Here is a 9,208-nt window from a genome sequence, read left to right on the forward strand (position 1 = left end):
AGAGGATTTTATGGCCCACAAGACGTTTTTGACAGCCGAGCAGTTTCAACAGGCGCAGGAAATCCTGACTCCCCCTCTGATGACACCGGACGGGGATGTGCGCCAGGTGTTTTGTTTTTCCTCGGAAAGTCTGTCCCACTGGCTGGGCACCAAATTAGAAGAAATCCTGAAAGAAAACCCACAGTGGCGCGACACCCATCCCATCATGCTGGGGTCCTGGGCCCGGGGTGAATTGAGTCCCAAATCCGATATCGACATTCTTTTTTGTGGCGATGAAGCGCAAGTCAAAGCCTTCACCGATCATCTGCATGAGCGTGGTTTAAAGCTTCGCTATCGCATGCCCTTGAATATGGAAGACTGGACCGAAGGGGTTGAGGCCTTCGACATTCTGGCACTGTTAAAAGCAAAGCCTTTGACGGTCGAAGGGGCCCGAAAGCTGTTTGAACAGCAAAAGAACATCTGGGCCCGTAAAAAACATTTCCGTCGCATTCTGCTGAAAGCCGTTAAGGACGAACGCAAGAATCGTGAAAAGCGTTTTGATTCCATCACCAACTATCTGGAGCCCAATATCAAGTTCGGCCCCGGAGGTTTACGTGATCTGGAACAGGGCCTGCAGATCTATGAACTGTTCGCAGAGAAATTCAACAATCCCGGCCATGCCCTGAATGTGCTTCAGTACTATCGCAGTTATTTCCTGAGTTTGCGGCAGAAGCTTCATCTGGATGGTCACGGGGATATTTTATCCAGCGCCGTGCAGTTTGATCTGGGTAAATGGATGGGCTTTAAGTCCCACAAGGACTTCATGCGCAGCTTGCAAAGAGGTCTTTCCCGCGTGAGCTTCTATTCAGACTGGATTGTTGAAGTTGCTGAAGCTTCGGAAAAAGACCTGCGCAAAATTGAAAGTGGCACTTTTAAAAAGTTCGAGGATTTTTTAACTGCGTTACATAAGAGTTCGCGCGTTCTGGTGCAAAAGAAAGTCCGCGAGAATCTGGATTCTCTCATCCCGGATAAGTTGGTGAAAACCATGGCCAAACGCCGCGGTAAAGCACTGGATGAAGTTTTGGATGTGAAAGAATCCGACGAGTTCCTGGTCAGCGTGTTTCGTTCACGCCTGATCGACAAGCTGGTGCCAGAGGTCCGCCGTCTGGTGGGTTATGTTCAGCACGATCAGTATCACAGATTCACGGCAGATTCCCACATCATGCAGGCTTGTCGTGAAGTAAAACGTATCTATAAAAAGCCCTCTGAACTGGGGCCGATGAAATTCATCAGCAAGGATCTGACCAAAGAAGACTGGAAGATTCTGACCTGGTCCTGTTTGTATCACGATCTTGCCAAGGGTCTTGAAAGTGCCGAGCACCATTCAGACTTGGGTGTGATGATTGTTGAACGAGATTTCCGAAGCTACGGATTTTCAAAAGCTTTCACCGATGAAGTGAGGTGGATGGTGCAAAACCATCTGGAACTTTCGCAAGCCGCCTTCCGCAAAAACCCGAAGGACCCCAAGGTCTGGCAGGAGCTGCGTGAAAAAGGAATTTCTGATGCGCGTCTTCTTCGTTTGGCGCTGTTCACGGCGATCGACATTCGCGCCACCAATCCTGAAGCGTGGAATGACTGGAAAGCGAAACTTTTAAAGGACTTGGTCTTAAATCTTCAATCCAAACGTGCGCAGAACTATTTTGATTTCGAGTCGTTAAAGAAACGCAAGAAGTTGAATCTCAGTGCTGAAGTGGTGGAAGAGCTGGGCCTTCAGCTGCTCGAAAGTGTTTCTTTAACAGATCTGGTGGATGACTTGAAGAAAGCCGAATCCAGTGAGGTCTCGTTAAAACCACGCATGCTAAAAACCCGCAAAGGCGAGCTGTGGATCCGCTTCCACGAGAAAAAAGACCGTCGCGGTCTTTTGAGTGACTACGTAGGCCAGCTTTATTCTTTGGGCCTGGGGATTCGACACGCCTCCATTCATACGCTGCCAAAGGTCGGCGTCTATGACTGGTTCCAGGTGACCAGTTCCCGCAACCTTGCAGCTCTGTCCAAGATGATCGAAAATGCGTCGGTGCAAAGCAAGCCCGTGCCGGCGGTGAAGTTTGATACGATTCAGATTGTCAGTGCGGATGATAAGGAATGGGTGGTCAGCTTTAAGGGGGCCGATCAGCCGGGGTTGCTCGCATCTGCCGCCAAAGCCTTGAGTGATGCGGGGATGAGTATCAAGTCCGCCCGCGTGCACACGTGGGGTCGTCAGGTGGATGATATTTTTGTGGTGAAGCCATCAGGCGATGCCCAGGAACTGGTGAAGAGTCTTTCTGAAAAGCTCGGATCTTAGTAGCCCCTAAAAACAGAAAGAGCCCTCTGGGGGCTCTTTTAATTTCAACTACAGACTAGTTGTTTTTCTTTTTCGCCGCACCAGTGATGCCGGTGTGGTTTCTCCAGTTGTATTCTGGATCTGTTTTGGTGCGGTTGTGCCAAGCTTCCCATTTTTTCTTAGGAAGTTTGTGAGAGACCTGACCCTTTTCATCAAAGATGTCTGGATCTTTACCTACCAAAAATTGACCGATGGACTTCAGAATACCCATTTATAACCTCATTGAATTGCTATCCCAATATAAGCGAGCAAGGGGGCTCGAGCAAGATAGCAAGGTTTATGAGTGCGGCGCGTCTTAGGAGCGTGGGTTGGCGCAAACGTCGATGATATCCAAACCACGGTCTTCGGAAACCTTGCCAGCACCTTTGTAGAAGCTGAAGCACTGCTGGGCGGCTTGTTCGTAAGCTTCTTCGTAGCTGCCTGCGGATTTTTTAAGTTCCAGAGTCTGGCCGGAAAGTTTGTATTTAAACGTGTATTCTTTAGAGGCGGCATCGCGGCTGCTCCATGCGAAGGAAGTGCAAGAGAAAGCCAGGATTGCGATAGTGATGAATGTTTTCATAAGTCCCCCTTGGTCAGGTTTCATGTTCTTGCTTTTACATAGAGCAAGGGGTGCGCCATAAAACCGGCCGCCATGCCATAAAAATGCCTTATAACATGTTGAAATAACTGATCTATTTCATCTCATAGTGAGGCGTCTCAAAGGGGTATAAAGGAAGTCGACAGGTGACATGTTAGGGAATGCGGTTGATAAACTTTTGGACACTGCTAAGCTTTGATAAAAACCAACAAGGACGTTTCTATGAGAGTTTTTCTTTTTGCGCTTTTGCTTCTGACAGCGACGACATCTCAGGCCGGAACCCGGGGTCAGTTTTTGGGAATGCAGCTGATCGTGAATATCGCGTCGGTCATGTATGACGGCTCCAATGACAGTTCTCCGCATGTGCTTTTCGAGGCGATGAACAGGCCCGAGCAGGACTCCTTGGTGGGGCGTGGAAAGGTGCTGGAAGCTCCTCAGAAAGTGCTTAATTTTATCTGCGCCCGTAAAGGTGAAAACAACTATCATTGTGCCATCTATATCCACCAGTCGCCATTGGCGCGTATTGGACCGGGAATGGCGCATTTCGAGGCTCGTGGAGCTGAGGCTCGCGCCCTGTTTGAGCAGTTCCACACCCAGGACAATCGCTTTTCCTTCCGTGATGGCGACGGTCTGTTCCTGATTGAGGCCACACCAGAGCGATTTGTGATGAAATTTAACGCGAACGGCGTTTAGTTTCGCACCATTTCCTGTAATTACTTTGCCCCCGAAAAAGGCCCTTTGAGTGAGGGCCTTTTCTGTTATAGAACCTTCGCTAGCCGGAGGTTTAACCAAATGAAAACATGGATTGCTTTTATTTTGCTGTTTGTGGGCTTGTCAGCCCAGGCGCGCACTCTTTTGGTCAGTGATGTCGATGACACGATCAAGCTGGCCCATATCAAGGATTTGTCCGAGGCCGCCAGATACGCTTTTGACTCCAAAAGCCGTTTTGCCGGCATGAGTGAGCTGTATCACCTGATCGCCAAAGATCAGCCGGATCTTGAGATCGTTTATCTGTCCCGCGCACCGGACTGGTTCATGGGTCGCACCCACAGAAAGTTCCTGGAAAACGGCAACTTCCCGGATGGCGAGTATATCAACCGTACCCACTATGATTCTGATGTTCACAAAATCTACACACTAAGAGAAGTCATGGCGAAAGTCCGCCCTGACAAAGTCATCTTTGTTGGTGACAACGGTGAGCAGGATCCAGAGATCTACAAACAGATTTCAGAAGAGTTCGCCGGTCGTGGTGTTGAGTTTCATCAGTTCATCCGCGTAGTCTATCCTAAAACCAACATTCTGCTGGTCCAGGCCGAAATGATGCTGGAGGGCCAGACGGCGTTTGTGACTCCGGTGGAAGTGGCGCTGGATCTTGAAAAAGCCGGCATCCTGAAATCTTCTTCCGTGCAAAATCTGATCAAGGCCGTATTGCCGAAAATTCTGGATGAGCCCAACTACACCGCGGAAGGCGAAGTGGCGTTCCCGTATTTTGTGAACTGCCGTGATATGGTGTGGAAGTGGGATGATGCGATCACCCGTTTTGATGGCGTGAAAAGCGTTAAAGACCGTATCGTGAACCGTTGCAAGCTTCGCCCTTAGGATAAAGATGTTATTAAAGTACCAGCTTCCCCGCATTTATGAAAACATCCTGCCGCGCGAGATTCTGAATTTCGCGCCGGAGGAAAAAAAGGCCACCTGTGATGCCTGTGCGATGTCGCGCCCGCAGAACAAGGCCAAGATTCATTATCGCGCGGATCTGAAGTGCTGCACCTTCCATCCTTTTTTGGCGAACTATATGGTCGGGGCGACCTTCCTGGACAGCAGCGCCACCGAAGCTCACCGCATCTTCCGCGACAAGATTGAGCGCCGTGAATACGCACTTCCGATTGGTTTGGTGGCGCCGGTAAAATACCAGGTCCAGTTCAACAACCGTGAAGAAGGTGACTTCGGTCAGCGTGAAGACTGGTTGTGCCCGTACTACAACAAGGAAAGCCAGAACTGCAATGTGTGGCGCAACCGTGGGGTTGTCTGCACGACGTTCTTCTGCAAAAGCTCTTACGGGAAGACGGGTCTGAAATTCTGGGAAAAGTTCAGTAATTATCTCTGGTACGTGGAGCTGGCCCTGTTGGAAGAGGCCCTGGCGATGCTGGATTTTTCCCCGCGCCAGGTGATGACTTTGTTGGACTATCACAATCGATTTGACGGCACAGCGGCCGAAAAAAAGTCCTGGGTGATCCCGGAAAAGCTCTCTCGCGAGCTGTGGAACGGGTACTATGATGATCAAGAGGGCTTTTACAAAAAGAGCTTTGAGATTGTGGCTAATTTGGATAAAAGTGCCTTCCATGAATTGATCGGCGAGCAGGGACAGTCTCTGGAAGAAGAGCTTTTCACCATACTTCCCAAACTGAAAAGTGAATAAGCAGGGTTAGAGATATGACTATTCAAGAAAAACAAAACAAGGTTATCCAAGACTTCTCAGCACTTGCGCAGTGGGAAGACCGCTACAAGAAGATCATCGACATGGGTAAGGCTTTGCCAGAAATGCCCGAGTCTTTGAAGACCGAGCAGAACGTGGTGAAGGGGTGCCAGTCCCAGGTCTGGTTGTCGGCGTCCTTGAATGATCAAGGGCAGGTTCACCTTCAGGGGGACAGTGATGCTTTGATCGTGAAGGGGCTGGTGGGTTTGTTGTTGAATGTTTATTCCGGCGCCACACCTTCAGAGATTTTGGCGACGCCACCCGAGTTTTTAAAAGCTTTGGGGTTTGAAGGAAATTTGTCTCCAAGTCGCGCCAACGGTCTGCACTCGATGTTGAAGCAGATTAAGCTCTATGCGACGGCTTTCGATTATTTGTTAAAAACAAAAAAATAGTTGTTTTTCCCTGTCACATTACACAAACTTGTAATGGTGGATGTTCATGATGAGCGTCCAGAGGGGACAAAGTGAAAAGGAATTCATTGGTCGCGTCCATCAGTGTCGCGGTTGCAGCAACGTTCTCAGTCGGTTTTGTTAATATCACTCCAAAAGTTATTTATGGCGAAGACAACCGTGTGGACGTGTACCAGGTCCAGCGCGCTGACATTCGTGAAATCGCAGATTCCACTGTGGCATTGATTCCATCCCGTGCTGTGGTTCGTGATGCTCAAGGCAACTTCAAAATCAACACCACAACTTACGGTCACGAATTGGATCTTTGTAAATCCGAGCCGTTCTTTGATCAGCCGACAGCGGCAAATTGTTCGGGCTCTTTGGTGGGTGATGATTTGATCGCAACAGCCGGTCACTGTATCAGCACCAAAGATTGCGGCACTTACAGTTTTGTATTCGGATTCCGTATGCTGGATGCGAAAACAGCTCCGCAGACGATTTCTGCTGACGATGTTTACACTTGCAAAGAAATCGTGGCGCGCGAATACACATCCGCTCAGGATTACGCATTGGTTCGTTTGGACAGACCGGTTCGTGGTCACCGCGTATTGGCGATCCAATCGACTCCAGTACAACCAGGTGATGATATCTATGTCGTGGGTCATCCATCCGGTTTGCCAACCAAGATTGCTGATGGTGCGAAAGTTCGTTCCCAAAAGAACGGCTACTTCGTAACTAATCTGGACACTTATGGTGGCAACTCTGGTTCTGCAGTCTTCAATGCCCGCACGAATGAAATCGTGGGAATCCTTGTTCGTGGTGCACAGGACTTCGCCTATGACCGCGTAAATCAGTGCACAGTCAGCAACCGTTGCACTGATGATGGTTGCCGTGGTGAAGATGTGACAAACATCTCTTTCATCTCTCAGGCTTTGAAACAGTAATAGAATTTAAGACTTTAAAACGAAAAACCCACAGCTTCCTCCGAGTTGTGGGTTTTTTGTTTTTTCAGGCCGCTACTGATATCTCAGAGGTCGGCCTGGTTCAGCAGGATCCGCGGGTCTGATAGGCTGAGCTTTAATAGCTCCTTCAGCAGGGCAGTCGCGGGTGCTGCTTTCAAGTCGGGCCATATCACTCAGTTTGTCCCGATGAGCTTCTCCGGCACAAGGCAGAAGAGGGGATTCTTTCTGAGTGTTGGCAGGTTTTCGTTTCAGTTCCTCACTTGTCACTGTGGTGCTGGACGCGTTCTTATCAGAGGACATGCGCTCAGGAGCCCCTTTGACAAATTGAGGAACGATCATCAGAAGAGCCGTTAACCACAGGGCAAATTTCATAACGACCTCCTTTGCAGTTCCATTATAGCGCAAACAGGCCGTGGGCGTTTATCAGGTGAAAATAGATGGATTTCAGGAGGTGAGTTTGCCGAAAGGCAGACTTTAGGGTAGCCCTTGGTCGGGTGAAAAAAAAGGGGAGGCTGTGAAACCTCCCCTTTGGGTATGCCCTGTTAGATTGTCGCGTGAACGCGGTGAGTGTCGTCCATATCATCAAGATAGTTCAGGAACTCTTCCACGTCTTTTCTTTGTTCGTCAGAAAGCTCCGTGATGTTTTTGGCTTTGTAGGAAAGCTCTCCTTTGGTGATTTTCCAACCACGGGAAGTCAGGGCCTCGCGAACGGCATCCAGATCGTCAGCCGCGGTGAAGAACTCGTAAGTGCCTTCATCTGCGAAAACTTCATTGGCGCCAGCTTCGATGGCTTCTTCATCCGGATCGAAGGATCCATCTTTAGTGCCTTCAATCAGGCCCACGCGATCAAACATCCATGCGACAGAGCCGGTTTCACCCATGCTCCCTTCGTGGGATTTGAAGGCATGACGCATATCCGGAGCCGTTCTGTGTTTGTTGTCGGTTTGGCATTCCACGATGACACCAACTCCATGAGGGCCATAGCCTTCATAGGTCAGCTCTTCGATCACCTTGCCGTCATCCAGAAGGCCCGCACCTTTCTTGATGGCGCGTTCGATAGTGTCATTCGGGCAGGAAACTTTCTTAGCGGCCTCAACAGCCAGACGAAGACGGGCATTGGCATTGGGATCAGGGCCACCAGCTTTTGCAGCAACAGCAATCTCGCGCGCAAGTTTGGTGAATATTTGGCCTTTTTGTTGAGCTTTCTCAACTTTACCGGCGGTTTTCCATGATTTACCCATATATCTCCTTCTTAGGCTTGGGACTTATTGCACCAAATCAGTAAATATTTGGCAAGAAAGGGAGCGGGATGTAAAAGGGGCTATGTTCAGTTTTTTGGTCCCTGATGTGTGGGAAAAAATAGACAATATTGAAAAGTCCTGTGAGGAAGCCTTTAAACTCACTCAACCCTGGACACAGATGCCTGAAGATCCAGCAAGGGACGTCCTTTTGCTGCATCCGAAGCTTCACCCCCCGAAAAAGGGCTTTTCTTCTGCCGAAGGGCAGGCTCGCATGCTGCATGACCTGGCCAATATCGAACTTCAGGCCATGGAGCTGGGTGTAAGAACCCTGACCGAATTCCCGGACGCACCCCAGGGCTTCAAAGAAGAACTGGTGGCCATCACTATTAATGAATCTGAACATCTGCGCATGTGCCTGGAGGGTATTGAATCCCTGGGGTTTAAATGGGGCGACTGGCCGGTGCATTCCGCACTTTGGCGGGCCGTCAGCCATGAAGACTCTTTGCTGGATCGAATCCTGATTGTACACCGATATCTTGAAGGCAGCGGCCTTGATGCGGGGGATACACTGATTCGCCGTCTGGAGGGGCTGGGTTCGAACGGTCCCATTCAAAAGATCGTAAAGCAGATCAACCACGATGAAATCGGGCATGTGAATTTTGGTTCGGAATGGTATCGCGAAATCTGCCGTCAGGAAAAAATGGATGCCGGCGAGGACTTTTTTGCGCGCATGGCGGATTTGCGTCTGCGCCTGCCAAAACGTATTGAGCCGGTGAATCGTGTTTTGCGCTCCAAAGCCGGTTTTACGGATGAAGAGATTCAGTACTTTGAAAACCTGCGCCTTGATTTTATGAACAAGGATAAAAAGAACTAATCCAGATCCTGATAATACGACAGGGTCATGGACGCGAAGCTGTGGAAATTGTCGCGTTCTTCAAACTCCGGTGACACCGTCACAAATCTCCAGATAAAGCTGAAATTCATGTACTGAACACCGTAACCAAACTCGGTTTCAGCGACAAAGGGCTTGCGGGTGACGTGTGGACCGTTGTGAAAAATACTGCCATCGATAAAGATATTATGACCCACAAGATTTCCGCGGGCGGCCCCGTAGACATAAGCCCGCCATGGCAGGTTGGAATTGCTTTCACGCGGGTCCTTGATCATGTCGCCATCAGAAGCAGACGGGCGGGTGGGGCCGAAG

Annotated in this window: 12 protein-coding genes; 7 read left to right on the forward strand and 5 right to left on the reverse strand. The window is 49.6% G+C overall.

The window, feature by feature from the left end; translation table 11 throughout:
- Positions 1–10 precede the first annotated feature (10 nt).
- Complete coding sequence (locus tag ACNQKP_RS16300) at positions 11–2,320, forward strand: HD domain-containing protein (protein WP_417866075.1); 2,310 nt, start codon at positions 11–13, stop codon at positions 2,318–2,320.
- 55 nt (positions 2,321–2,375) lie between these two features.
- Here ACNQKP_RS16300 and ACNQKP_RS16305 read toward each other — a convergent pair whose 3' ends face one another.
- Positions 2,376–2,570: a hypothetical protein gene (locus ACNQKP_RS16305; RefSeq protein ID WP_011164408.1), complete on the reverse strand. Its 195-nt coding sequence runs from the start codon at positions 2,568–2,570 to the stop codon at positions 2,376–2,378.
- Between the two features lie 84 nt (positions 2,571–2,654).
- Positions 2,655–2,918 (reverse strand): hypothetical protein, encoded by a 264-nt coding sequence (locus ACNQKP_RS16310; protein ID WP_144313826.1) that lies wholly within the window; start codon positions 2,916–2,918, stop codon positions 2,655–2,657.
- 240 nt (positions 2,919–3,158) lie between these two features.
- Here ACNQKP_RS16310 and ACNQKP_RS16315 point away from each other — a divergent pair, with 240 nt between their 5' ends.
- The 5 genes from ACNQKP_RS16315 to ACNQKP_RS16335 all read left to right on the forward strand — a co-directional run bounded on the left by ACNQKP_RS16315 (position 3,159) and on the right by ACNQKP_RS16335 (position 6,745).
- Positions 3,159–3,629, forward strand: coding sequence for a hypothetical protein (locus tag ACNQKP_RS16315; RefSeq protein WP_417866078.1), 471 nt, complete (start codon positions 3,159–3,161; stop codon positions 3,627–3,629).
- 99 nt (positions 3,630–3,728) lie between these two features.
- Positions 3,729–4,535, forward strand: a complete 807-nt coding sequence (locus tag ACNQKP_RS16320) for a phosphatase domain-containing protein (protein ID WP_417866080.1) — start codon at positions 3,729–3,731, stop codon at positions 4,533–4,535.
- A 7-nt stretch (positions 4,536–4,542) separates the two neighbouring features.
- Positions 4,543–5,355 carry a hypothetical protein gene (locus ACNQKP_RS16325; RefSeq protein ID WP_011164412.1) on the forward strand — a complete coding sequence of 271 codons (813 nt, stop codon included), beginning with the start codon at positions 4,543–4,545 and terminating at the stop codon, positions 5,353–5,355.
- Between the two features lie 14 nt (positions 5,356–5,369).
- Entirely contained in the window at positions 5,370–5,804 is a 435-nt protein-coding gene (locus ACNQKP_RS16330) for a SufE family protein (protein ID WP_011164413.1), read from the forward strand.
- 71 nt (positions 5,805–5,875) lie between these two features.
- Positions 5,876–6,745 (forward strand): trypsin-like serine peptidase, encoded by an 870-nt coding sequence (locus tag ACNQKP_RS16335; RefSeq protein WP_011164414.1) that lies wholly within the window; start codon positions 5,876–5,878, stop codon positions 6,743–6,745.
- Positions 6,746–6,817: 72 nt separating this feature from the next.
- Here the strand turns inward: ACNQKP_RS16335 and ACNQKP_RS16340 are convergent, their stop codons facing one another.
- Entirely contained in the window at positions 6,818–7,135 is a 318-nt protein-coding gene (locus ACNQKP_RS16340; protein WP_417866083.1) for a hypothetical protein, read from the reverse strand.
- Between the two features lie 170 nt (positions 7,136–7,305).
- Positions 7,306–8,004: a YebC/PmpR family DNA-binding transcriptional regulator gene (locus ACNQKP_RS16345; protein ID WP_417866085.1), complete on the reverse strand. Its 699-nt coding sequence runs from the start codon at positions 8,002–8,004 to the stop codon at positions 7,306–7,308.
- Positions 8,005–8,086: 82 nt separating this feature from the next.
- Here ACNQKP_RS16345 and ACNQKP_RS16350 point away from each other — a divergent pair, with 82 nt between their 5' ends.
- Positions 8,087–8,878, forward strand: a complete 792-nt coding sequence (locus ACNQKP_RS16350; protein ID WP_417866087.1) for a DUF455 family protein — start codon at positions 8,087–8,089, stop codon at positions 8,876–8,878.
- Here the strand turns inward: ACNQKP_RS16350 and ACNQKP_RS16355 are convergent.
- Positions 8,875–9,208, reverse strand: a 334-nt coding sequence (locus ACNQKP_RS16355; RefSeq protein WP_417866089.1) for a lipid A-modifier LpxR family protein, incomplete at its 5' end; no start/stop codon positions are given. The genes ACNQKP_RS16350 and ACNQKP_RS16355 overlap by 4 nt on opposite strands.

The organism is Bdellovibrio bacteriovorus (assembly GCF_048286975.1).
Taxonomy (GTDB): domain Bacteria; phylum Bdellovibrionota; class Bdellovibrionia; order Bdellovibrionales; family Bdellovibrionaceae; genus Bdellovibrio; species Bdellovibrio bacteriovorus_H.

What these genes read in the sequence shown, in the direction of transcription:
- ACNQKP_RS16300 (WP_417866075.1), top strand. Translation starts at nt 11, where the DNA reads ATGGCCCACAAGACGTTTTTGACAGCCGAGCAGTTTCAACAGGCGCAG.
- ACNQKP_RS16330 (WP_011164413.1), top strand. Translation starts at nt 5,370, where the DNA reads ATGACTATTCAAGAAAAACAAAACAAGGTTATCCAAGACTTCTCAGCA.
- ACNQKP_RS16315 (WP_417866078.1), top strand. Translation starts at nt 3,159, where the DNA reads ATGAGAGTTTTTCTTTTTGCGCTTTTGCTTCTGACAGCGACGACATCT.
- ACNQKP_RS16325 (WP_011164412.1), top strand. Translation starts at nt 4,543, where the DNA reads ATGTTATTAAAGTACCAGCTTCCCCGCATTTATGAAAACATCCTGCCG.
- ACNQKP_RS16320 (WP_417866080.1), top strand. Translation starts at nt 3,729, where the DNA reads ATGAAAACATGGATTGCTTTTATTTTGCTGTTTGTGGGCTTGTCAGCC.
- ACNQKP_RS16350 (WP_417866087.1), top strand. Translation starts at nt 8,087, where the DNA reads ATGTTCAGTTTTTTGGTCCCTGATGTGTGGGAAAAAATAGACAATATT.
- ACNQKP_RS16340 (WP_417866083.1), bottom strand. Translation starts at nt 7,135, where the DNA reads ATGAAATTTGCCCTGTGGTTAACGGCTCTTCTGATGATCGTTCCTCAA.
- ACNQKP_RS16305 (WP_011164408.1), bottom strand. Translation starts at nt 2,570, where the DNA reads ATGGGTATTCTGAAGTCCATCGGTCAATTTTTGGTAGGTAAAGATCCA.
- ACNQKP_RS16345 (WP_417866085.1), bottom strand. Translation starts at nt 8,004, where the DNA reads ATGGGTAAATCATGGAAAACCGCCGGTAAAGTTGAGAAAGCTCAACAA.
- ACNQKP_RS16310 (WP_144313826.1), bottom strand. Translation starts at nt 2,918, where the DNA reads ATGAAAACATTCATCACTATCGCAATCCTGGCTTTCTCTTGCACTTCC.